The 23079-nt window shown below is 62.4% G+C and carries 19 protein-coding genes and 1 pseudogene; 7 read left to right on the top strand and 13 right to left on the bottom strand.

Annotation, left to right across the window (positions count from 1 at the left end; genetic code table 11):
- Window positions 1–820: 820 nt before the first annotated feature.
- Entirely contained in the window at window positions 821–1669 is an 849-nt protein-coding gene (locus tag ATE70_RS10755; protein ID WP_058537927.1) for a universal stress protein, read from the top strand.
- A gap of 170 nt (window positions 1670–1839) precedes the next feature.
- Window positions 1840–2931, top strand: a complete 1092-nt coding sequence (locus ATE70_RS10760; protein WP_144035661.1) for an MlaA family lipoprotein — start codon at window positions 1840–1842, stop codon at window positions 2929–2931.
- Window positions 2932–3221: 290 nt separating this feature from the next.
- Here the strand turns inward: ATE70_RS10760 and ATE70_RS10765 are convergent, their stop codons facing one another.
- Window positions 3222–3935 (bottom strand): transposase, encoded by a 714-nt coding sequence (locus ATE70_RS10765; protein ID WP_197411441.1) that lies wholly within the window; start codon window positions 3933–3935, stop codon window positions 3222–3224.
- A gap of 140 nt (window positions 3936–4075) precedes the next feature.
- Between ATE70_RS10765 and ATE70_RS25835 the strand changes: the two genes are divergently transcribed.
- Window positions 4076–4309 (top strand): hypothetical protein, encoded by a 234-nt coding sequence (locus ATE70_RS25835; RefSeq protein WP_058537930.1) that lies wholly within the window; start codon window positions 4076–4078, stop codon window positions 4307–4309.
- A gap of 288 nt (window positions 4310–4597) precedes the next feature.
- Window positions 4598–5379: pseudogene (locus tag ATE70_RS24260) on the top strand (IS5 family transposase).
- Between the two features lie 75 nt (window positions 5380–5454).
- Here ATE70_RS24260 and ATE70_RS24265 read toward each other — a convergent pair.
- The 4 genes from ATE70_RS24265 to ATE70_RS10800 all read right to left on the bottom strand — a co-directional run bounded on the left by ATE70_RS24265 (window position 5455) and on the right by ATE70_RS10800 (window position 10200).
- Window positions 5455–5607, bottom strand: coding sequence for a DUF1330 domain-containing protein (locus ATE70_RS24265; RefSeq protein ID WP_082639383.1), 153 nt, complete (start codon window positions 5605–5607; stop codon window positions 5455–5457).
- 779 nt (window positions 5608–6386) lie between these two features.
- Entirely contained in the window at window positions 6387–6866 is a 480-nt protein-coding gene (locus tag ATE70_RS10790) for a hypothetical protein (protein WP_011445585.1), read from the bottom strand.
- Window positions 6863–8995, bottom strand: a complete 2133-nt coding sequence (locus ATE70_RS10795; protein ID WP_058537934.1) for a tyrosine-type recombinase/integrase — start codon at window positions 8993–8995, stop codon at window positions 6863–6865. Before ATE70_RS10795 ends, ATE70_RS10790 begins: the two co-directional genes overlap by 4 nt.
- Complete coding sequence (locus tag ATE70_RS10800) at window positions 8986–10200, bottom strand: tyrosine-type recombinase/integrase (protein ID WP_231732654.1); 1215 nt, start codon at window positions 10198–10200, stop codon at window positions 8986–8988. The genes ATE70_RS10795 and ATE70_RS10800 overlap by 10 nt, the downstream gene beginning before the upstream one ends.
- Before the next feature lie 120 nt (window positions 10201–10320).
- Here ATE70_RS10800 and mazG point away from each other — a divergent pair, with 120 nt between their 5' ends.
- Complete coding sequence (gene mazG / locus ATE70_RS10805; RefSeq protein ID WP_058537936.1) at window positions 10321–11094, top strand: nucleoside triphosphate pyrophosphohydrolase; 774 nt, start codon at window positions 10321–10323, stop codon at window positions 11092–11094.
- Here the strand turns inward: mazG and hflX are convergent.
- The 7 genes from hflX to dusB form a co-directional block, all read right to left on the bottom strand.
- Entirely contained in the window at window positions 11072–12361 is a 1290-nt protein-coding gene (hflX, locus tag ATE70_RS10810) for a GTPase HflX (protein ID WP_443028783.1), read from the bottom strand. The two genes, mazG and hflX, sit on opposite strands and share 23 nt — an antisense overlap.
- A 59-nt stretch (window positions 12362–12420) precedes the next feature.
- A complete protein-coding gene (gene hfq / locus ATE70_RS10815) occupies window positions 12421–12921 on the bottom strand; it encodes an RNA chaperone Hfq (protein WP_056375239.1) in 501 nt (166 codons plus the stop codon).
- A 118-nt stretch (window positions 12922–13039) separates the two neighbouring features.
- Complete coding sequence (ntrX, locus tag ATE70_RS10820) at window positions 13040–14419, bottom strand: nitrogen assimilation response regulator NtrX (RefSeq protein WP_058537938.1); 1380 nt, start codon at window positions 14417–14419, stop codon at window positions 13040–13042.
- Window positions 14409–16700 (bottom strand): sensor histidine kinase, encoded by a 2292-nt coding sequence (locus ATE70_RS10825; RefSeq protein WP_231732653.1) that lies wholly within the window; start codon window positions 16698–16700, stop codon window positions 14409–14411. Before ATE70_RS10825 ends, ntrX begins: the two co-directional genes overlap by 11 nt.
- Window positions 16701–16793: 93 nt before the next feature.
- Window positions 16794–18203 carry a sigma-54-dependent transcriptional regulator gene (locus tag ATE70_RS10830; protein WP_058537940.1) on the bottom strand — a complete coding sequence of 470 codons (1410 nt, stop codon included), beginning with the start codon at window positions 18201–18203 and terminating at the stop codon, window positions 16794–16796.
- Window positions 18200–19291 carry a two-component system sensor histidine kinase NtrB gene (locus ATE70_RS10835; RefSeq protein WP_058537941.1) on the bottom strand — a complete coding sequence of 364 codons (1092 nt, stop codon included), beginning with the start codon at window positions 19289–19291 and terminating at the stop codon, window positions 18200–18202. The genes ATE70_RS10830 and ATE70_RS10835 overlap by 4 nt, the downstream gene beginning before the upstream one ends.
- Window positions 19288–20286 carry a tRNA dihydrouridine synthase DusB gene (gene dusB / locus ATE70_RS10840; protein ID WP_058537942.1) on the bottom strand — a complete coding sequence of 333 codons (999 nt, stop codon included), beginning with the start codon at window positions 20284–20286 and terminating at the stop codon, window positions 19288–19290. The genes ATE70_RS10835 and dusB overlap by 4 nt, the downstream gene beginning before the upstream one ends.
- A gap of 97 nt (window positions 20287–20383) precedes the next feature.
- Here dusB and ATE70_RS10845 point away from each other — a divergent pair, with 97 nt between their 5' ends.
- Together ATE70_RS10845 and ATE70_RS10850 are read left to right on the top strand one after the other, a co-directional pair.
- Window positions 20384–21562: a bifunctional 2-C-methyl-D-erythritol 4-phosphate cytidylyltransferase/2-C-methyl-D-erythritol 2,4-cyclodiphosphate synthase gene (locus ATE70_RS10845; RefSeq protein ID WP_058537943.1), complete on the top strand. Its 1179-nt coding sequence runs from the start codon at window positions 20384–20386 to the stop codon at window positions 21560–21562.
- Window positions 21563–21566: 4 nt separating this feature from the next.
- Window positions 21567–22121 carry a CinA family protein gene (locus ATE70_RS10850; RefSeq protein ID WP_156419657.1) on the top strand — a complete coding sequence of 185 codons (555 nt, stop codon included), beginning with the start codon at window positions 21567–21569 and terminating at the stop codon, window positions 22119–22121.
- Here the strand turns inward: ATE70_RS10850 and ATE70_RS10855 are convergent.
- Entirely contained in the window at window positions 22067–23062 is a 996-nt protein-coding gene (locus tag ATE70_RS10855; RefSeq protein ID WP_082639392.1) for a homoserine O-succinyltransferase, read from the bottom strand. The genes ATE70_RS10850 and ATE70_RS10855 overlap by 55 nt on opposite strands.
- Between the last annotated feature and the right edge of the window lie 17 nt (window positions 23063–23079).

Consider the following 23079-nt stretch of genomic DNA (forward strand, 5'->3'; position numbering starts at 1 on the left):
CCGGGTCACAGAATTGAAATATTAGAACTTGTTTCGGCCTGAAGCAGGATTGTCACCCGGCCGCTGGCGGATTTAACACAGACGACAGGAGCCCCCGTTCACCCAACTCCTCGGTGGTCGCGATCCGCCGACACGCCTCCGCGGTCACGGCGCCCTGCACCAACACAACCTCCGCTTCACGCAGTGGCAGCCGGAGGCTGCACGCACCGCTTCAGAAGGAGGGTACCGGAATGGCTGCATACCACTTCGCATCGTCGAGTATTGCGTGTCGGCGGCTGACTGAAATGGGGGTGGGTAAAGGGCTGTCTTGACTGCCCTTCCCGGGAGGTCTATTCGTTTGACATTGGAGTGAGGGCTCATTCCGATGAGAAATGAGGGAGGGTCGTGAAGTGGAGGGAGCCTTCGCCCAATTTCCGGATGCGTCGAGTGCTCAGGATGAATCTGCTCGCCGATTGTTCTTGCAGCCATTGTCTTTGGCAGGCGAAACCTCCTGTGAGGCCTGCCCGCACCTCCTGTCCGCTGGCCCGTCAGTCGATGGCTCCGCAGGCGGGCTAACCGATCGCGGGATTTCACTCTCACTGTTGGAACGTCGCGCGATTTGGATCGGCATGCAGGATGCGGCTGCCGGTTATGGACCTCTGCCGCCTGGATCAACCTGGATCAGGCGACTTTACCGGCGTTTTTGCCGATGGACCGCGCAAGCAAACCTTCAACCTCTCTCAAATCCCCGTCTTGAAGCCTTTCGTTATCTTGGTCTGAAGTTCGGCCAGGACGCCGCTGATCTGATAGAGGACAACCGTAAACTGGAGGATCGTAACCCTTGTTGCCTATCTGGAGAGATATCGCCGTTTTCCTCGACGCCACACCCGAGGGCGAACGCATAGGTTGCCGTGCGGCTGCGATCGCGCAACGTCATAATGCGCATCTGGTGGGCGTCTATGGCGTGTCCCACGAAAACGCGCATCCCACCGAAACCTTTGCGAGGGGCACTGCGGCGATTCGAGACGTGCTGACCCGGCAACGGCTTGCCGACGAACAGAAAATTATTGCCGCCGCTCGCCATTTTGGAGAACTGGCCCGCGAATATGGCATCGGCTCCGAATTCCGGATCGTGTGGCGCGATGACCTGCGCGACGAAGGCATGTTGCGGGCGCTGCACTGCGATCTCATCGTCGCGGCGCATCCCAAACCGGCAGACCTCCCGTCAGGCTGGTCGGCCGAGCGACTGCTGCTGGCCACCGGCATTCCCGTGCTGATGATCCCTGCGGGATGGGGCGGTGAGACGATCGGCGAAAATGTGCTGATCGCATGGAATCGCAGCCGAGAAGCGCGACGGGCGGTGAACGACGCAATTCCGTTCATCAATTCTGCGTCCAACGTGACGATACTCACCATCGACAGCGGCCGGAACCCCGAACGTTTTGGGGCAGAGCCTGGTGCCAATCTCCTTGAACACTTGTCCAGATACGGCGCGCGTGTCGAGATCGCCAACATCACGTCCGAGGGCGTATCGGTCGCAGATGTGATCCTCGACCAGGCGGCGGAACGCGACGCGAACCTACTTGTGATCGGGGCTTATAGCCACCCGCGCACCACCGAGATACTCTTCGGCGGTGTCACTCGGTCGCTGCTGTCGAGCGCGCGGGTTCCGCTACTGATTTCCCGCTGACCATAGCGTATCCAGCCCAAAGACGTTGGCAGAAGAGTGATTGACTTGGTCTCCAGCGAGCACCCGCAAAGTGGGCAGTCCTTGCCGTCGAACCGAGGAATTGCTCGGGGGGATGATCGCCGACGCGCGCGCAATGCTGCCGTGTGCGGAATGCGAGCCGAACGGGGGCATTGGACGCCAAAGATGTTCGAAATATGGGAGATAATCGCAAAATGAGCGTCGTGGCCAGTGCTGCCGCTTTCCTTCTGATCGGAACGCAGCCCGAAGAAATAGGCATTGTTCACCAGAATGAGCCATTGGTCCGGACAGCTCAAGCTCAAGCAGCTTCTGCCGAACCATGTCCGATGATTGTGAATCCGCAGGACGAAATGCAGACCCCTGTCATGATCGGCGAAGGGCCGGTGGCAGCAGGACAATTGAGCGACGTGCCGGCGGAAGCTGGAAATACGGCTGAAGCAGCGCCGGACGAAATTATTGTGACCGCACGAAGCGAAGCGCCGCCGGGCGACCCACTCCAGAATGTGAATATTGAGGCCTTCCAGGTCGCTCAGTCGGTCGACAAGGCTCTCGTTGGGCCGATCGCCAAGGGATATGAGGGGGGCGTTCCGAAGCCGATCCGTGATGGTCTTGGCAACGCCTTGCGCAATCTCAGAGAGCCGATCAATTTTCTGAACTTCCTGTTCCAATTCAAGATAGGAAAGGCTGTGGAAACGGTCGGCCGCTTCGCGATCAACTCGACGATCGGCGTCGCGGGCATTTTCGACGTCGCCAAAAAGCCGCCCGTCAATCTGCCTTATCGACCCAACGGCTTCGCAAACACGCTTGGTTTCTATGGGGTGGAGCCTGGCCCCTATTTCTTCCTTCCGCTGGTGGGGCCCACGACATTGCGCGATATGGTCGGCGACGGCATCGACCTGCTCGTCTTACCCGTTTCCGTTGGCAAGCCTTTCAACCAGACCGCCTATGCTGTCCCGACCACCGTCATCAACAGGCTGAACGATCGTGTCGCGCGGGATGCGGAAATCGAGCGTTTGCAAGAGGAAAGCGCCGATCCCTATGTGGAGACGCGCAGCTTGTATCTCGAGATGCGGCAGCGGGAAATTGACGTGTTGCGCGGCAAGGATCGCGATCGGGCGGGCGAGCCTGATATGGTCATTCCCGACACGCTTGTCGCACCTCAGGCTTCCGATCCATCAGCCGACACAGCGTCAGATTGTGCAGAAACCTTGAGCAGAGGCACGACCCTTCCGATCGAAGACTGAGAAAATCTGCGGCCAGCAACAATGCTCGGATGCTGCGGTCTTCGAGACGGAGAATTGTCGATCAGCGTCAGATCAGCGTCAGAGTGGGGCCACGCTTCACGAAAGCTTAGGCATTGATTGTTATGCCTATACTGGCGCATGCCGGCGTCCCGGGGGGCGCCTATCGGGACCCCGGTCAAAACCGCCTTTTTAGGGTAATTCAAAATGATAGATCGTGAAAGAGGAGGGGCCCGCTCCAACGCTGATCCACACAGGATGCTCGACGAGGCCTTTGTTGTCCTCATCGATGGTCAGCCGGCCAATAGAACTCGCTGTCGCAGAAGTTGGTAGTTTGCGCGTCCGTACATCTGCCGCTTTATGGCTTTGACCCTGCTGATCTGACCTTCGACCGGACTCGTCGTCCACCGGGTCAGAATGGCGCCTTTCACGGCATCGATGTCGCGGGCGATGCCGGCCGCAAAGCTGCCAAGTTCCCCGTCCACTGCCTGTTCGAGCCATTTGTTGAGCTCGGTCACTTCGTTGCCGTCGAGCAGCGCGACGAACCGCACGGCCTGCTCAGCCACCGTGCGAAGTTCAGGTGCCTGCGCATAGAGATGGTCGAGGAACCGGGTGATTTCGGCATCGATCTGATCGGGAGCCTGGCTCAGATACCAGGCGCAGCGTCGACGTGATGGTGCTTTCCAGGCGGCCCGCGTCTGCTGCCGGTCTGGTGCCTGTGGATTGTGGCCGGCGCGCCGCTTGGCGGCCCATCGTGCAACGGTATTCCGACTCCCCTTGTACCCGAGTTCCTTCAGTTCCTGCCAAAGCTGTTGTCCAACCTGGTATCCCGACTGCCACCGGGCCTCGAGCCATTCTTCGTAAGGACCCAGAAGATGGGATCGTATCCGGGGACGCATATGTTCGGGTTCGCCGCCAGAGGCGATCCAGCGCTGGACCGTGCGCCGATCGATGCCGACCAGGTCAGCGATGCTGACGTGGGATGACCTTGCTCGCGAAGCCGACAAATTTCCTCCCATTGTCCACGGCGATCAGCCTTTCGAGCAGCCCGTAATCTGGCGAGACCGGGAGAGGCCATTGGAGAAGGGCTGACTTGCGTCTCCTGCGCACATGTCATGATGTTCGCCGCGGCCGACACCGCGCTACGATGACGGCCGACGGCCTGGCGCAGCGCCTCTGCATCCGCGCGCCGAAGTCCGCCCTTGACCAGCGCCGTCTTCAGATCCAACCGAAACAGCTCGAACGGCACCGATGCATTGATCGCCACCAACGGATCGCCATGCGCGTCCAAGCCAGCATAGCGGTTCTCAAGGACGAAAAATCCAGGCTGGCTCATCTCGAAATCCCAAAGTTCCCGCGCCCTCTGCGCGCCAAGCGCTGAATCCCATTTCGGCCAGCCAGGAAAGACCTATTTTCCTAGGCGTCCTCATGTCGAGTTCATCGACGGGGCAAGAGCCGCGCCGCCGTGCTTGAGCGCGCGAGGCGACACTGTATACCAACGGCGCACGGCGCGTGAAAGGGCGCTGGTTTCAGAAAAATGTAGGGTTTCGGCGATCTGCGCGACGCTAAGACGCGAGTCTTGCAGATAGGCGTATGCTAGGCCGTGTTGACAAAAGGGATTCCCAAACGCGCGTCGTTCTGATTCAAGACTGCTTTTTGAGGAGCAGTCATGGGTCGCGGGGATTTGTCGGATGCGGAGTGGGATCTGATTGGGCCGCTGCTGCCGCCTGAACGCGGTCGTTGGGCGCGGCCGGCGGGCGATAACCGGCGGTTCCTCAATGGAATGCTTCACGTGCTGCGGGTCGGCTGCCCCTGGCGCGACATGCACGAGCGCTACGGCAAGTGGAACTCGGTCTATGTCCGCTTCCGGCGCTGGGCCGAACAGGGTGTCTGGGATGCCCTGCTGCAAACACTGGTCGATCTGGGTCTAACCGACGACTGGCAACACATGATCGACAGCACCAGCGTTCGCGGCCATGTCTCGGCAGCGGGCGGAAAAGGGGGGCTTGTGCGAACGCTCTTGGTCGATCACGCGGCGGCTTTACGAGCAAAATCCACGCCCGCTGCGACAATCAAGGACTGCCTGTCGGCTTCATCCTGACCGGCGGCGAGGCTTCCGATTACACCGCTGCCGAACCGCTGATGGCGATCCCCGTCGCCACACCCAAGGCGCTGCTCGCGGACAAGGGCTATGATGGTGATCGCTTCCGGGAAAGCCTGCTGGTCCGGGGCATCCTGCCGATCATCCCGCCTCGCTCGAATCGCAAAGTGCCAGAGCATCCCGACTATCGCCGCTACAAGGACCGCAACCGCGTCGAGCGCATGTTCAGCAAGCTAAAACAGCAACGACGCATTGCAACACGCTATGACAAAACCCTGCTCTCGTTCGAGAGCTTCCTAAACCTCGCCGCCACGCGACTATGGTTGAAATCTTTTGTCAACACGGCCTAGTGAAATTGCAGCTGCCGCAACGAACAGGGCAATTCTTGGCAAATATCCTTCCGTTTCGTTTTCTCATGCTGGCTTTCAAGGCCCTTCAACGATAAACGCTGCGCTGGAAGAAGCCAAAAGCCGCATTTCCGCCAGTTCCAGATATTCGTCGGACCGGTACCAGTCCTGTGCCTGCTTGATGTTTTCGAACCTGAGCACGACCGCTCCGTTCGGAGCCGTTCCTTCCAGCGATTAGGCCACGGCTGGACCGGCGGTGAAAGAAACCCCCTGCGCTGTAAGAAGCTCTCTGGCCTGCTACTTGTACTGGTTCATCAGGGCGGGATCTGAAATCGCTTGTGTCACAATTATGACGTAAGTTGCCATATCATTCTCTCCTTGTCGAAGATGGTTGGCTGGATGCCAAAATTTCCGTGCGTGGTTGTGAAGCAGCTCCCAAACGGATCCCAGAAAGTTCGAGCTATCACACTGAAATTGCGTTAGACCGACAGATGCGCGGTACTGGGATCGGTGTCCATCGGAACCCCTCAGGCGAGAAAAAAGGACCCATTCTCAGCAACCCGATTGAGGGAACGGTGGGGTCCCGGATTGCACGCTTATCGACAGCCGCGGGAGAAGCAGTACCTGCCTTGGCCCGACTATATGGTGTGGACCAGCTTGCCGCCGCCGACGTCTGCGATCGAACAGCAAGCCTTGAGCTCGGCCTTCGGATACCTGATGCCATCCACATTGCCGAGCCAGAAAGGGTGCGACACTCGCAACACTGGACGTCCGCTTGGGCCGGAGTTGCTTCCGCGCTCGACGTCGCCGTAGCCATAATCGACATAATATTTAACATATATCAACACCAAGGCATGTCTTTTTATCGTATTTTCAATGTGTTGATGGCGATACGCCTGTCCATTGTGTTTCGCTCATAATTTGGACGATCAAGGGAGTTGGAAGTGCAAGACGCCGTAGGCGGCTCACTTCCAACTCCCTTGATCGTAACCCGATCGCAGCGTGACGGTTCAGTCTTCGGAGGAGGGCAGCGGCTCGGGCGATTGTCCTGGTGATACACGTGCGAGGACAGCCGTGTAGAGCTGACGCCAGTGTTCCGCCTTACCGCGCTCACGCTCGGCCGTTCGGTCCGCCTTGGCCCTTTCGGCACGGGCATCCCGGAGCTCGGTCTCAAGGCGCTCGATCTTGTTGCGGAGTGCCGCTTCGATGTGCCGATATTCCTCGGGTGTTCGCAGCGGGACCTTCTTGCCGTCTATGACCTCGGTTTCCGCGCGGGTTTCGACGCGTTCCTCGCCGATCTCGTCGGCGAAGTTATTGTAGAGGTACTGGCGGCTGACCTTTGCTTCACGGGCCACCGAGACGAACGTCACAGCCTGCCTGGTGTCGCGCAGCCGCATGATCGCATCTTCGACCGCGGCGCGCTTCTCAGCGCTACGACGGCTGCGGGCATCGTTGAGTGTTGCGATCCGCAGATCCGGTCCCATGGTCATGACGTGGCTTCCTCCCGAGCAGCGGCCGGCCTGTAGCGCTGCTTTTCACCCTTGTAGAGACCGTGCTCCTCGATGGAGCGGATGATGGTGTCGGTGTTGTGGACTGCATCCTTGTTGCGTTGCAGCCGCTTGCGCGTGATGTCGGCCATGCGGGTCTGCCCGCCTTCCTCGTAGTTCTGCGCTTCCTGCTCGAGCCCTTCGATCGCGGCGTAAAGTCCGGCCCGCTCGTAGCGGAAGTGCTCCACATCGTCGCCATCGGCGCGGAAGAACCGGCAGGTCAGGCAGGCGTGGGCATGCTCGCACCATTCGCCGAGTTGCCCTGGCAGCGTGCAGGCGCCGCCGCAGACCCGCGTAGCCATCATGGTTTCCTTGCGCAGCAGGAGATCGCCAACCGCTTCGTCGACCTTGCCTGCGATCGTGAAGAACTGGCCGCCGCCCTTTCGTAGCAAGGCGTTCTTCTTGAGGTCGAGACGCTTGTTGACGTACATCGACGCCATATCGGGCGAGGCATGGCCGAGCTCGAACATGATGCTCAGGATATCGTGGCCTTCGGCCGCCATCTGCGTCCCGCGATGGTGGCGCAGCGGATGCCACGAGAAGTCGAACGGACGGCCATCACCATCGACGATTCGGTGCTTGAGGCACAGCTTCTTGAGCTCCTGCATGGTCCAGTTTTGGCCGAGGAACGATTCCCGCTTTCCATAAAAGACCGGGAACAGGTATTTCGTGGCGCGGCCATGACGCCGCCGGACACGATCCCGCTGGGCTTCGATCAGCTCGATCATGGCCTGGTGCGCGGGATCGGCCGCCAGTAACGGCTTGGTATTCCAGCGGCTGACCTTGTTCTGCCAGAACGTGAACAGCATGAACCGCTTGTCGTGCGGATCGGGCCGCAGGCAGTCGAAGAGCAGGGCATGAAGGTCTTCGGCCCGCGCCCCGGTCGTGATGCCGATCATGAAGATGGCAGGGATGGGTGCGGGCATTTCGTCGAGTCTGGCCACCATCGCCGACAGGGCTTCAGGCGGTGCCGCCCGGTTGGCGCCCTCGCGCGATGCGTAAAGGCGGTTACGCGGATCGTCCGGTGCCTGCTTGTAACGGATGCGCCGTGCCGCACGCTTGTCGAGCGTGATCCGCGGCCATTGTCCCGGCAGGAGGACTGGCGCCGCACGCATCAGTTGGACGATGTCGGTGTACCAGTTCTTGCCAGCGGCATTCTGCGCATTCCCCCAAGCGAGGTAACGCTCCATCGACAGTTCATTGACCCGAGCGGGCTCGGTAATGCCCTCCGCGTGCAGGAACTGCGCGAAGAACCGTAAGCGCGACTGCATTCCGACAAGTGTCGATGGTGCAAGTTCGCCATGCGCGACCTTGTCCAGAAGGAAGCCGCGCATCAGCGGGCGCAACCACGGCTCGACGCACAGGAAGTTGAGATAGGTGTCGCTTCGCCGTTGCCGATCGCGGAAGCGTGTGTCCTCCTCGCTGTAGAGATCGTTAAGCAGGATGATGTCGCGGTCGTGCATCGGCACCATCTGCGCCCGGTTGATGATCGCGAAGCGATGGATATCACCGAACAGCTGTACTTCCGGTGAGCGGAACTCGCCGGTGACGATTTCGCCGCCCCGGATCCACTGGCGGGTCTGGCTTTGCCTGCGCCGTCCATAATTCGCGCCATACCAGGCGGCGTAGCGCTCCAGGACCGCATCGTTGTGGTGGTTCGGTTTGCGCGCACCCTCGTCATCTGATGGCGCGAAGCCGGGGTGAGGGATGTCGGCAAGACAGTCCGCCTCAAAGTGGTGAAGCAGGTCTGCGCCTTCCTCGAACAGATAGCGGATCACCGGGATCCGGCGCTGGAACCAGTGGGCGTCCGCCTTGCGATCGTCGAGCACGGATGCCGCCAGGTAAGCCTTGATCTCGTTGGTGAGTACCGGAACCGCAGTCTGAAGCGGCAGGCTTGCGTATGTCTGGCTCAACCAAGGATGGCCGAACACCTCGCCCATCATGGCGTCCGACCAGACAGGATTGGCGACGAGGAGGGGGGATATTTCCGCGAGGCGCCCCTCAAGCCAGTTGTTGTAGCGATCGGTATCGTGCGGCGTTCCGCCGACGAGTGCCAGCGGCGTCAGGCCCATCGCAAATCCTTTCCGAGCAGCTCAGCCTCGCGAAGTTTCTCAAGCCTTTCATGCACCTCGTCGGGACCTGTGAGGTAAAGCCTGCGGATTTCCGAGGCGAACAGGTGCTGGTAGAACGCCGCTGTCGTTTGCGGGCTAGCATGCCCGAGCCGGTCGGCCACTTCGAGCAGGCTGTATCCCGCCGCGATCGCCTCGGATGCATGGCTGTGGCGGAACATGTGCCAGCTGAAGCCGATATGGGCGCGCTGCTCCAGCAGGCCCGCGAGCTTCTGCGCGTAGGACAGGCTCATGGCGTGCCCGATGACGCCGGCTTTGACATTGGCGAAGACGTACTCGGCACCGGCCTCGAAGGCTGGCAGATATTCGTCGCTGGTGAGGTAGTCGACGTACATGTTGAGCACGTAGTCGTGCACCGGCACACCGCGTGTTCGGCCCGATTTCGCGCGGGCTTCATTGGCATTGTCCTCGCGCGGAACGACCCAGATGACCTTTTCGGCGAGATCGATGTCGACATGGCGCAGGCCCAGCGCTTCACCGATCCTGAGGCCCGTATTGTAGAGCAGCACGATCAGGAACGCGTCGCGCGCGAGCCCGCAAGCCTCGATCAGCCGCAGAACCTCGCTCGGCGTCAGCCGCTTCTTGAGCACCTGCTGCTGGACCCGGCCGGGATCGCCCGAGAGATAGCGGTCCTTGCGCCGCGTCGTGCGCCTTTGGCTGATATGCTCGAGGAACGGCTTGTAGATCCGGTGCCCGTCATAGGCCTTCGTGACCTCGGCCGTATCGACCGCGAAGTCGTCGGTGCCGTTGTAGAAGCGGTAGAACGATTTGACCGCGAGCTGGATCTGGTTGCGCGTCGATGGTGCCAGAACCCGTGTTTCCTGCTTGCGCAGCAGGATCAGACGCGGGCTTGGCAGCGCATCCTTTCGGCGTGCGAGCCGCCATGCAAGGAAGCTGTCATACAGCGCAACCGTGGCTTCATGGATGCCGGCGCCGTTTGCGGCGAGGAAGTTCGCGAAGTCGACAACGTGGCGAACATAAGCCCGGATCGTGTTTGGTGACGAATGGGTCTGCTCGAGATGGACGATCCAGTGACGAAGGCACTCGACGACATCGCCGTGATCATCCAATACCGTCCACGACCGGAGACCGCCGGGCATTTCGATGCGCGCAGCCTCCCAGGGCGTCGTGGCGAACGAAGTGGACACGGTCGCTGATACTGTTGAAAGACCCCCGTGACCGCAAGCCTTTCGCCATCACACTGGACACAGTTTACATGGACAGTTGCGGTATCGGTATTAACATAATATATATTATCGGATAACTCTATGGCCGAGACGGCAGCCCAATCCCCCATCGACCGCCTGCTCGCCATCATGCGCCAGTTGCGCAATCCCGATGGCGGCTGCGAATGGGATCTGGCGCAGGATTTCTCGACCATCGCGCCCTACACGATCGAAGAAGCCTATGAGGTCGCCGATGCCATTGCCGGCGGCGATCCTGCCGAGATTTGCGACGAGCTTGGCGACCTTCTGCTCCAGGTCGTCTTTCACAGCCAGATTGCGGCCGACGACGGCCTGTTCGGTTTCGACGATGTCGCCAATGCCATCAGCAACAAGATGGAGCGGCGCCATCCGCATATTTTCGGCGGCGGCAAGACGACCGACGTCCGGTTGCAGTGGGAGCAGATCAAGGCGGCCGAACGCGCGTCGGACGGGCCGACGAGTGCGCTCGCCGGGGTCGCGCTATCGCTTCCCGCGCTGCTGCGTGCGCAAAAGCTGCAAGGACGCGCCGCGCGTGTCGGCTTCGACTGGCCCGACACAGAGGGCCCCCTCGACAAGATCGCCGAAGAGCTTGTCGAGGTTGCGGGCGCAGCAAATGATGCCGAACGACACGAAGAAGTCGGCGACCTCCTGTTCGCGGTGGTCAATTACGCGCGCCACCTTGGCGTCGATGCCGAAGGCGCGCTGCGCGACGCCAACGTGAAATTCGCGCGCCGCTTTGCGGCGATGGAAGCGCGTGCCGGCGGCAGCCTGTCGGGGCTTTCGCTCGACGTGCAGGAAAGCCATTGGCTGGCAGTCAAGGTGTCGGAACGTCCGTAGAGGGCCATAGCCGCTCGAACCGCGCGCTATCGGCAGGATCGAGCCGGACGGTCAACACATGCCCCTCGGCTTCGGGCTCGTCCGCCAGCACTTCGCCGCGCGCGTGAAGCCACGCCGCCGCTTCGCCCTGGCTATAGGTCAGATAGATGCGCTGCACCTTGTGCAGCGCGGTCAATTGTGACGCCATAAGGGTACGCGCGGCTTCGACGCCCTCGCCCGTTACGGCCGATATGATTGCAACGTCGGCGCGCCGCGCTGCCATTTCTTCAATGTCCGCCCGGCGGCCGCTATCGGCGGTGTCGATCTTGTTCCAGATTTCAATTTGCTGGATCACCGGCGGCGCATCGCCCTCCTCCCCATCCTGCGGCCCGTTGACACCGAGCGAGTTCAGAATGGCGCGCACGTCATCATATTGCGCTTCGCTGTCGGGATGGACGATGTCGCGGACATGGACGATGAGGTCGGCGGTGGTGACTTCCTCCAGCGTCGCGCGGAACGCCGCGACCAGTTCGGTCGGCAGGTCAGAGACAAAGCCCACCGTGTCGGACAGGATCGCCTTGTCAATGCCGGGCAGCCGGATTTCGCGCATCGTCGGGTCGAGCGTCGCGAAAAGCATATCTTCCGCCATGACGTCACTTCCGGTCAACCGATTGAAGAACGTCGATTTTCCGGCATTGGTATAGCCGACGAGCGCGACCACGGGCCAAGGTGCGCGCTGCCGTTTCGATCGCTGCAGTTGGCGCGTTCTCCGGGCATCCTCGAGGCTGCGCCGGATGCGTGCCATGCGGTTGCGGATCATCCGCCGGTCGGCCTCGATCTGCGTTTCGCCGGGTCCGCCGAGGAAGCCGAAACCGCCGCGCTGGCGTTCAAGGTGGGTCCAGCTACGCACCAGCCGCCCCGCCTGATAATCGAGATGCGCGAGCTCGACCTGCAGCCGCCCCTCGGCGGTCGCGGCGCGCTCGCCGAAGATTTCGAGGATCAGGCCCGTGCGGTCGATCACCTTCGTCCCGAACGCAGTCTCGAGGTTGCGCTGCTGGATCGGGCTGAGCGCCGCATCGACGACGACCAGCTGCACATTCTTTGCCGCGATATCGGGCGTGATCGCGTCGATCTGTCCGACGCCGAGCAAAGTCGCGGCACGCGTCTGACGAAGTCGAAGTGTATGCACCGCGACGACGTCGAGCCCAATCGCGAGCGCGAGCCCCCTCGCCTCCTCGGCGCGCGCGTCGAGGTCGCGCGCGAGGCGCTGGCTATGCCATTCGGGCACGACGATAAGCGCGGCGGCGCCGCGCGTTACCTCGTCTTCATTGTCGATTATCGGGTCGATCAGGCGTTGTCCGCTTCTGCGTCCGGCTCGCTGTCGGTCAGGTTGATCGGGCCGTTCGGCTGAACGGTCGAAATCGCATGCTTGTAGACGAGCTGAACCTGGCGCTCGCGCTCGAGCAGCATACAGAACAGGTCGAACGCAACGATATCGCCCTGCAACATTACGCCATTGACGAGGAACATCGTCACCGACTCGTCCGACTTGCGCACCGCATTGAGGAACACGTCCTGCAATGCCTTGCCCTTGCTCGCCGGCGCATCGCGCAGATTGTCGCCGAGCAGCGACAGGTCGAAATCGTGCGACGGCATCACCGTCGAGATCGCGTGCTTGTAGACAAGCTGCGACTGTCCGTCACGGCGGAGCAACAGCGAGAAGTTGTCGAACCAGGTGATGATGCCCTGCAGTTTCACACCCTTGACCAGAAACATGGTCACCGGGGTCTTGCTCTTGCGGAGGGCGTTGAGGAAAATATCCTGGAGATTCTGATTTTTATCGGACACATTTGCCTCCTGTTTTTGGCGGTTAAACCGCGGGTACGGCGCCGGTTTTCCGGCTTTCAAGACCTTCTTTGCGAACGCAATATGCGGCAAAGGGCGCGCAAGGTCTAGCGCAAAGCCGCTATCCCTCGCCGTCCGAACTCTCGGTAAGCCCCAAAAGTTTCAGTTTGCGGTGCAAGGCCGAGCGCTCCATGCCGATGAAGGTCGCGGTGCGCGAGATATTGCCCGAAAAGCGGTTGATCTGGATGCGCAGATATTCGCGCTCGAAATTCTCGCGCGCTTCCTTCAGCGGAATCGCGGTGATCGATTCCGAATGGGGCAAGATGTCGGTTCCGCCGCGCACCAGTTCGGACGGCAGCATGTCCGCGTCGATCCGCGCCAGGCGGTCGCTCGGCGCCAAAATCATCACGCGTTCGATCACGTTGCGCAGTTCGCGAACATTGCCCGGCCACTCATGTGCCTGGAGCGCGGCCATGGCCTCGGAACTGATTTCGGGTGGCGCGACGCGGCGGTCGGCGGCATAACGACGGATATAATGATCGCAGAGGCTGGCGATATCGTCGCGCCGCTCACGCAGCGGCGGGATGTGGACGGGCACGACGTTCAGCCGGTAATAAAGGTCTTCGCGAAAACGGTTTTCGGCAATTTCGGTCATCAGGTCGCGGGCCGATCCCGAAATGATGCGGACATCAACGCGGATCATCGTGCGACCGCCCACGCGTGTGAAGCTCTGGTCGGTCAGGACGCGCAAGATCTTGCCCTGCGTCGTCAGCGGCATGTCGGCGACCTCGTCGAGGAACAGGGTGCCGCCATGCGCCTGTTCGAGCAGCCCGACGCGGATCGAGCCGTCCTCGGCTTCGGACCCGAACAATTCGGTCTCGACCGTCTCGGGGTCCATTCGCGCCGACGAAATGACGCGGAACGGCGCGTTCTGCCGCCCGCTCCATCCGTGCAGCACGCGCGCGGCGACCTCCTTGCCGACGCCGGGCGCACCCGTGATCAGCACGCGGCTCCCCGTCCCCGCCACGCGCTTCAGCGTCGCGCGGACATTGTTGATCGCGGCGCTGGTGCCGGTCAGTTCGTCCGACGGGCCTGCCTTCTCGCGCAATTGCTCATATTCGAACTTCAGCCGCTCATTCTCGGTCGCGCGCGCGACGAGGTGGAGCAGGCGCGAGGCTTCGAACGGCTTTTCGATGAAATCGAACGCGCCCCGGCGGATTGCTGCGACTGCGGTGTCGAGACCGCCATGGCCCGAGATGACGATGATCGGCAGCGTCGGATCGAACGCCTTGATCGCTTCGACCAGCCCCAGCCCATCGAGCCGCGAACCTTGCAGCCATACGTCGATCAGCGCCAGCGACGGCCGCCGCTGGCGGATCGCTTCCAGCGCGGAATCGCTGTCCGACGCGGTGCGCGCCTCATAACCTTCGTCTTCCATGACGCCGGCGACGAGGTCGCAAATGTCGCGTTCGTCGTCGACGATCAGAATATCAAGCGCCATGATCTTCTCTGTCCTGCCGGTTCCGGATGCGTCCGGGAACCGATTCACTATGCCCCATGCCTTGTTCCCCGCCCTTGCCGGCCAACGGCCGCAGCCGGTCGGGGTGGAGCGTCAGGGTGACGCACGTCCCCTGCCCCGCCGGATTGTCCGAAAATTCAAGTTCGCCATAATGTTGCTCGACGATCTTCTTGACGATCGCGAGCCCGAGGCCCGTCCCGCCCTGGCGCGTCGTCATATAGGGCTCGGCAATGGCGTCGCGCGCCTCCGGCAGCCCGATGCCGTCGTCGGAGACGCGAATGACGATCTCGCCATCCGCGCCGGAAAAAAGTTCGGCCGCCACATGCCCGGTGACAGGCGCATCTGAATTTTTGTATTTTTCTTCAATTGCTTCTACGGCGTTTTTGACAATGTTCGTCATGGCCTGCGACAACAGACGACGATCGCAGACAAGCGGTTCGATCTCGGCGGGTGTTTTGACGGCGAACGCGATGTCGGGCTTTGCGACTTCGAACAGGAACACCGTCTGACGCAGGATATCGCGGACATCCTCGACCCCGAAGGTCGGTTTCGGCATCCGGGCAAAACTGGAAAATTCGTCGACCATGCGCCGCATGTCGTGTACCTGCCGGATCACCGTGTCGGTGAGCTTGCGGAAGGTGGCACTATCGCCCTCGACCTTGTCGCCAAACCGCCGCTGGAGGCGCTCGGCCGCGAGCTGGATCGGGGTGAGCGGGTTCTTGATCTCGTGCGCGATGCGCCGCGCCACGTCGGACCAGGCCGCGCGGCGCTGATCGAGCAATTGCTGCGTAATGTCCTCGAAACTCAGGACAAAGCCATCGCCCTGCGCCACCGCTTTCGCCGCGAGCGTCGCGGGTTCGGCATCCTTGCGCGATAGCTGAACGATCGCCTCGCGCTCGTCGCTGATCAGCAGGCGCGCCAGTTCGGGCGCGACATCGTCGAGAGGTTGGCCCGTCAGGCATTCGGCCGACTGGCAAATCAGGCGCTCGGCGGCGGCATTGGCGAGCAGGATGCGGTGATCGGCATCGACCGAGACCACCGCCGACGACACGCCGCTCAGCACCGCCTCGATAAAGCTGCGCCTGGCTTCGAGCTGCTCGTTCACGCTGACGAGCGCGCCGGTCTGGCCCTGCAACTGCTCGGTCATCCGATTGAAAGCACGCGTCAGGACCGCGATTTCGTCGTCGCGTGCCGGCGGAGTAACTCGGACCGACAGATCGCCGCCCGCCGCGGTTCGCGTCGCTCCGATCAATGTGCCGAGGGGACGAACGATACGGTCCGCAACCACGATCGCCGCTATGACGGCAAGCGCGAGAAGCAGCAATGAACCAAGATAGAGGGCGCCGTTGAATTGCAGCTGGAGCTGCTGCGAGCGGTCGAACAGGCTGTTATAGTCCGCCAGCACGGCGCTCGCGCGCGCCGACTGTTGGAATCCCGGGACGTTGGTGTCGCGCGAGGCATAGACATAGGCGCGATCGGTGCCGGGCAGCCGCGCCGCAGCTTCGATTCGGGTAGGCTGGCGAACAACGACCACATCCTCGCCCGCGTCGAGGCGGCCGACCATCGCCGAACCGAGACGGGCTTCGGCCGCTCTGTCGTCGGGGTTGATCGCCGTCGCGGTGCGCGCGACGCCGTCCCTGCCGATTTCGATGATCGCCGATTCATTGAGGCTGCGCACCACGACCTGCTGCAGATAATAATTGCTGAAGGCCGGGCTATCGATCGGAACCAGGCTCAATTGCTTGCCGAGGTCGGTTGCCATCGCATAGGTGTTCGCGCCGACCTGGCGCTGGTTTTCCTGATAATAGCCCTCGGCGAGGTTGGCGGCATTTTCGAACATGCCGCGCGACCGGTCCGAAAACCAGAAATCGACGCCGAACTGAAACAGCAGCGAGGCGAAAATCACGACGAGCAAGGTCGGTGCCGCGGCAATCAACGAAAAGAGCGCGACGAGCCGGACATGGAGGCGGCCGTTGCCGCCCGCCATCGACCGCACGGCCCGCGCGCGCGCAACGCGGCTGCCGATGAGCACGATCAATGCCATCGCCGGCACGAGATTGACGACCATGATCGCGGCCACCAGCGCAGGGGTCAGCAGCCGCTCGCTCTGCGCATCACCCGTCACAAAGATGTAGGTTGCGATGGCAACGCTGATGATGATGGCGAGCGTATAATATTCCGGGGCCGCGAAGCGCCAGAAACCCGAACGCACTTCTTGGCCGTCCGAATCCATGTCGAGAGCCAGAGTGGGGGATTGCGTCATTGTTGCCACGCTACGACAATCCTGTTGCATAGAAAACACACAATCTACGCAAGTGTCGCCCAATTGCCCCGATTCCGGGTTTGTCTTTGCCAATCAAGGGTGAGCAGGATCGATATCGAGCTGCCCGAGGCGCTTGCGGAGCGTGTTACGGTTGATGCCAAGGCGCCGTGCCGCCTCCAATTGGTTACCACGGACGTCACGCAGGACGCGCCGAAAAAGCGCTGCCTCGACGATCGCCTCGAGCTGTTCGTGAATATCGCCTTCGCTTGCCGTATCCGCCATCTGCTCGCGCGCCCAATCGTCGACCGCGCGCGCGATCAGCGCAGCGGGCTCGACCGCGCCGCCGCCCTCGCCGCTTTCGTGCAGCACCGTCTCGACATCGCGGACGGTCACGACGACGTCACGCGACAAGACAGCGAGCCGCTGGACGACATTGCCGAGTTCGCGGACATTGCCCGGCCAGTCGTAGCGCTCGAGCCATTGCATCGCAGCGGGCGCGAACTGGCGATCGGGCAACCCCGAACTGCGCCCCGCCTCGACAAAGTGGCGCACGAGCGCGGCGATGTCGCTGCGTCGGTCGCGCAGCGGTGGCAGCGTCACGGGAATGACGTTGAGACGATAGAAGAGATCCTCGCGGAAGCGGCCATCGGCGACGAGGGTGCGCATGTCGCGGTGCGTCGCGGCTATGACGCGCACATCGGCGCGCAGCGCCTGACTGCCGCCGACGGTCGAATATTCGTTGCTTTGCAGGACGCGCAGCAGGCGCGTCTGCGCGTCGAGCGGCATGTCGCCGATTTCGTCGAGGAAGAGTGTGCCGCCCGCAGCCTGTTCGAAGCGTCCGGCATTGCGGCTGTGCGCGCCGGTAAAGGCACCCTTTTCGTGACCGAACAATTCGGCTTCGATCAGTTCGCGCGGGATTGCGGCCATGTTGATCGCCACGAAAGGTCCGTTGCGACGCAGGCCGGTTGCGTGGATCGCACGCGCCACGACCTCCTTGCCCGTCCCCGATTCACCAAGGATCAGCACCGCCAGGTCGTTCGAGGCGAGCCGCGCGATCGTGCGATAGACCGCCTGCATCGCCGGCGCGCGGCCGACGAGGCCATGGCTGTCAGCCGGCGCCGCGGTGTCCCTTGCCGCGGGTTCCGCCTTTCGCTGCAACGCGGCGCGGACACTCGCGGTCAGTTCGTCGAGATCGAACGGCTTGGGCAGATAATCATAACTCCCGATCCCCGTCGCACGCACTGCGGTATCGAGCGTGTTCTGCGCCGACAGCACGATCACCGGGGTCAGGGCGTCGATGCGCAGCGAATCGATGCCGTCGCCGTCGGGCAGGACGACATCGGTGATAACGAGATCGGGACGGTTGTCGGCGAGCCAGGCATTGCGTTCGGCGATGCTGGCGACCGATGCGAAGCGGCCACATTCGCCGACGAGCGTTTCGCGGATGATCATCGCGATCGCTGGATCATCCTCCACCAGCAGGATCGTCTTCGCCTTGCTCATGCCGGCCGTCCCTTTTGCGCGACGGGCAGATGGACCCGAAAGCGCGTCCATTCGCCATCACGGATATGCTGGACGGTGCCGCCCATATCGCGCGCCAGTTTGGCGACGAGCGCGAGGCCGAGCCCCCTTCCCTCGCGCTTCGTCGTCACGAACGGCGCGAACAGGTCGCCGCGAATGTCGGCGGGAACGCCGGGGCCATTATCGCTGACGCTGACCTCGATTGGTAGCGCGATGCGTCCGCGCCCGTCGCCATTGTCGATCGACAGGCCGTGCCGGTAAGCGGTCGTCAACCGGACGACCCCGTCGTCGCGCCCACACAGCGCCTCGCAGCCATTGGTCACGAGATTGAGCAATATCTGCACCATGGCGTCGTGGTTCCCATGGACCAGCGGCAATGACGGATCGAAATCCTCCGCAAACCGGATTCCCGGAAACTGGCGTGCGCGAGCGGTTTCCATTGCCTGATGGATCGGCTGGTAGAGGTTGATTGGGCCGCAGGCCATCGGTTGCCCGCGCGAGAAATGTTCCATCTGGTCGATCAGCGTTGCGATCCGGTCGACCTCGGCGCAGATCAGCGTCGTGAAGCGCTCGCCCCCCGCGTCGGTCTTGCGCGCCAGCAACTGCGCGGCGCCCTTGATCCCTGCGAGCGGGTTCTTGATCTCGTGCGCCAGCATCGATGCCGCCGCGCCCGCCGCGCGGCCCGAGCGGCCGATCGCGCCGCCCATCAGCTCGGCGTCGCTTTGCGACGGCACGAGCGCGAGGATGCGGTGACCGCTTTGGCCATAGGGCACCATCTGCATATCGACGAAGAAGGACCGGCGGCCACCCGCCGAAATCTCGGTGCGGTGCGCGAAAAGCGCCGACGTCGAAGCGTCACTCATCCGCTGGCGATAGCTGCGATCCATCTCGATGACGTCATAGACAACGCGGCCGACCATCGCCGAGCGGCTGACATTGCAGAGTTGCTCGGCGGCGGCATTGACGAACAGCACCACCCCGCCGCCGTCGATGAGCAGCGTTGGGACGGGATGCGACTGGATCAGCTCGTCATGGTCGAAGCTCGGGATGCTCGACGTGAGCGTGGTCACGCCGCCGCCTTACTCAGGAACGGCGTGTAGAACTGCTCGAGCGCGTCGAGCACGTCGCGGCTGTTCGGAATCTGGTTGACCTTATTGCGGAATTCGGCCGAGCCATGCAGGCTCTTGACGTACCAGCCGAGATGCTTGCGCGCCATATTGACCCCGGTCACTTCACCATAATGGTCGATCATCGCGCGATAATGCGATGTAATGACGTCATATTGCTCATCGATGCCCGGATCGGGCCGCGCGTTTTCGCCGCGCAGCGCCGCCATCACCTGTCCGAGCAGCCAGGGACGGCCATAAGCGCCGCGGCCGATCATCACGCCGTCGGCGCCGCTTTGCGCCAGCGCGGTGCGCGCATCGTCCGCCGAGCAGATGTCGCCATTGACGATAACCGGGATCGACACGGCATCCTTGACGCTGCGGACAAAGCCCCAGTCGGCCTCGCCGCGGTACATCTGGTTGCGCGTGCGGCCGTGGACCGTCACCAGCTTCGCGCCCAGATCCTCGGCGATATGTGCAAGTTCGGGCGCGTTCAGGCTGTCGTGACACCAGCCCATGCGCATCTTGACCGTCACGGGCACTGACACGGCCTTCACGCAGGATTCGATCAGCGCCGCAGCGAGCTTGAGGTCGCGCATCAGCGCCGAGCCTGCATCGCCGTTGGTCACCTTGCGCACCGGGCAGCCCATGTTGATGTCGATGATCGACGCACCGCGATCTTCGTTGAGCTTTGCCGCTTCGCCCATTTCATAAGGCGTGCAACCGACAAGCTGCATCGACACGGGTTCCTCAACCGGATCCCACGCCGCTTTCTGGATCGACTGGCGCGTTTCGCGGATCGCCGCCTGGCTGGCGATCATCTCGGTGACGTTGAGCCCCGAACCATAATAGCGGACGAGCTTGCGGAACGGCAGATCGGTGACGCCCGTCATCGGCGCGAGGATCACAGGATCCGCGATGGTGATGTTGCCGATCTGGATGGGCCGCAGCGGCACCATGGCGGGGAGCTTTCGTTTACATTGCCTAAAATTTGAGCAGCCCGTACACGCTAAGCCGCTTTCCCGCAAGGCGCGGCTGCGCTAACCGGCGCGCACGATGATCGAGTCCGCCTTCCTCCCTGCCCCGCCCGTCGCGGTAATCCTGCTTGCCGGGGGCCAGGGAACGCGTGCGGGCTTCAGGCAGCCGAAGCAGCTCGAAGCGCTGGGCGGAAAGCCGGTCCTCCGGTGGAGCCTCGACGCCTTTGCAGCGCATCCCGCAATTTCGGGCGGCGTGCTGGTTGCGAATGATGACGTCTTGGCGGCCATCGGCGACCTTCCGAACGCCTGGATCTCCGCCGATCCCGGCGTCGAGCGGCAGCAATCGGTCGGCAATGCGCTCGCGTCGATGGCAGGCTGGGACGACGAGGCGCTTGTTCTGGTCCATGACGCGGCGAGGCCGGGCGTGACCGCGGAGGTGATCGATCGCCTGCTGGCGGCGCTGGGGAACGCCGAAGCGGCGATCCCGACGCTTCCAGTTCCCGATACGCTGGTCGAACAAGCCGCCCATCTCGCCGGTGACGTTGTCGACCGCAGCGCGCTGGCGCGCGTCCAGACGCCGCAGGCGTTCCATCTTGGCACATTGCGCCGCGCGCATGCCGAAGCCGTCGAGGCGGCCGCGACCGATGACGCGCAACTCGTCCGGCGGCTTGGCCTGCCGGTCGTTGCGGTGCCCGGCGACGCCCGCCTTCATAAACTGACATATGCCGAGGATATGGCGATCCTGAACGGCTTGCTGGGGATCGATCGAATGACGCGCACTGCCGTTGGCATGGGATATGACGTCCATCGCCTGGTGGCGGACAAGCCGCTATGGATCGGGGGAATAGAAATCGCCCATAGTCATGGACTTGAAGGGCATAGCGATGCCGACGTCGCGCTTCACGCGCTGACCGATGCGATCCTCGGCGCGCTCGGCGACGGCGATATCGGCGATCATTTTCCGCCCAGCGACCCGCAATGGCGCGGCGCGGCGTCGCACCGCTTCCTTGGCTTTGCAGCCGAGCGGGCGGCGACGCGCGGCGGGCGCATCGACCATGTCGACGTGACGATCATCGCCGAAGCGCCGAAGATCGGCCCGCACCGCGCCGCGATGCGGGCACGGATTGCCGAAATCCTTGCGATTCCGCTCGAACGGGTTAGTGTCAAAGCAACTACGACAGAGCGGCTGGGCTTCACCGGTCGCCGCGAGGGGATCGCGGCCCAGGCCGTCGCGACCCTGCAACTTCCGGAGAATTGAACCCGTGCTGTCCGATGCTGAAACGCGCCTTGCCGCGCGCGACGACCTTGCCACAACCGTCCTTGCAAACAACCGCGCTGCGGGGCGGAAAGTCGCCGTGGCCGAAAGCTGCACGGGCGGCATGGTCTCGGTCGCGCTGACCGATATCGCCGGGAGCTCGGACGTATTCAGCGCCGGCTTCGTCACCTATTCGGGCCATGCCAAGCAGTGCCAGCTCGACGTCAGCAGCGAGATACTGGAAACCTTTGGCGAAGTCTCGCTCGCGACCGCGTGGGCGATGGCGGCGGGTGCGCTCGCCAACAGCGACGCCGATGTCGCGGTCGCGATCACCGGGATCGCCGGCCCCGGCGGCGGGTCGGAAAAGAAGCCCGTCGGCCTGATCGTGTTCGCGCGCGCGCTCCGCGGGCAGGATCCCGACGATTATTTCACCCAGCGGGTGCAGTTCGAATCGACCGATCGCGCGGCGATCCGCCATGCGGCCACGCTGTTCGCGCTCGACCTGCTTCAACCCGACAAGGACGAGTTGCGGCCGTCGGAAGATATTGCCCTGCCGGCTTGAGAGCGCAGGAGCGGCGCCTTTGGCTTCGGTCGTTCCGCGTTCACGCTGCCGGTGAAATCAAATGGCGTTGTTTGATAGATTTCGTTGACCCAGTTCGCGAACAGCAAGTGAGCATGACCGCGCCAACGGTTTTCCGGGGGGCGTGCAGGATCGTCGGCAGGAAAATAGCTTTTCGGAAGCTGGCCGGGTCCGTCGCGGTGGTACTCGGACGCGAGCGTGCCGGTATCATATTCAAGATGGTTGAACATGTGCAGCATTCCGTTGACGCGGTCGTCGACGAAGCCGGCACCCACTTCGTCACTGCCTGCAAGAACATGCAGCCCTTTCGCGCCGGCCAAAGCGGAAGGGCAAACCTCTGTCCAGCGCGAGACGGGTACGTCGAATGTGTCTGAAAAACCCCGAAGATAAGGCGACGTGGGGGCCAGATTTTGATGCCTGAACACGCCGAAGGCTTTGCGCGACAGGTTGCGCTTTGGAATGCCGTGAAAGTGAAAAAGGGCGGCTTGCGCAGCCCAGCAGATCGTGAAGCAGCGATGGACATGCGTCTGTGTCCAATCAAGGATCGACCGCAGTTCGGGCCAATAGCGAACATCCTCATAAGGTAGCCGTTCGACGGGTGCGCCCGTGATGATGAAACCGTCGAATCGCTCGGCGCTGACGTCGCTCCACGGCCGATAGAAGGCCGCCATGTGATCGGCCGGCGTGTTGCGGGAAACATGATCCGTGATCCGCACCAGCGTCAATTCGATTTGAAGCGGGTTCGCCCCAAGCAGTCGGGCCAGCTGGGTTTCGGTGTCGATCTTGTTCGGCATGAGGTTTAGCAAGCCTATCCGCAGCGGCCTGATGTCTTGGCGCACTGCATCGGCTTCACCCATCACCATGACCCCCTCGGCTTCGAGAGTATGTCGAGCGGGGAGTTGATCGGGTATTGTTATGGGCACGGCGCGTCGCTTCCTCT

Origin of the sequence: Sphingopyxis sp. H053, from assembly GCF_001468225.1 — a bacterium.
Lineage (GTDB): Bacteria > Pseudomonadota > Alphaproteobacteria > Sphingomonadales > Sphingomonadaceae > Sphingopyxis.

Coding starts and splice junctions, on each gene's coding strand:
- dusB (WP_058537942.1), bottom strand. CDS start 20,286: ATGGTGCCGCTGCGGCCCATCCAGATCGGCAACATCACCATCGCGGAT.
- ATE70_RS25835 (WP_058537930.1), top strand. CDS start 4,076: ATGACGGCCGACGGCCTGGCGCAGCGCCTCTGCATCCGCGCGCCGAAG.
- ATE70_RS10830 (WP_058537940.1), bottom strand. CDS start 18,203: ATGAGCAAGGCGAAGACGATCCTGCTGGTGGAGGATGATCCAGCGATC.
- mazG (WP_058537936.1), top strand. CDS start 10,321: ATGGCCGAGACGGCAGCCCAATCCCCCATCGACCGCCTGCTCGCCATC.
- ATE70_RS10795 (WP_058537934.1), bottom strand. CDS start 8,995: ATGGGCCTGACGCCGCTGGCACTCGTCGGCGGAACGCCGCACGATACC.
- ATE70_RS10845 (WP_058537943.1), top strand. CDS start 20,384: ATGATCGAGTCCGCCTTCCTCCCTGCCCCGCCCGTCGCGGTAATCCTG.
- ntrX (WP_058537938.1), bottom strand. CDS start 14,419: ATGGCGCTTGATATTCTGATCGTCGACGACGAACGCGACATTTGCGAC.
- ATE70_RS10790 (WP_011445585.1), bottom strand. CDS start 6,866: ATGACCATGGGACCGGATCTGCGGATCGCAACACTCAACGATGCCCGC.
- ATE70_RS10825 (WP_231732653.1), bottom strand. CDS start 16,700: ATGACGCAATCCCCCACTCTGGCTCTCGACATGGATTCGGACGGCCAA.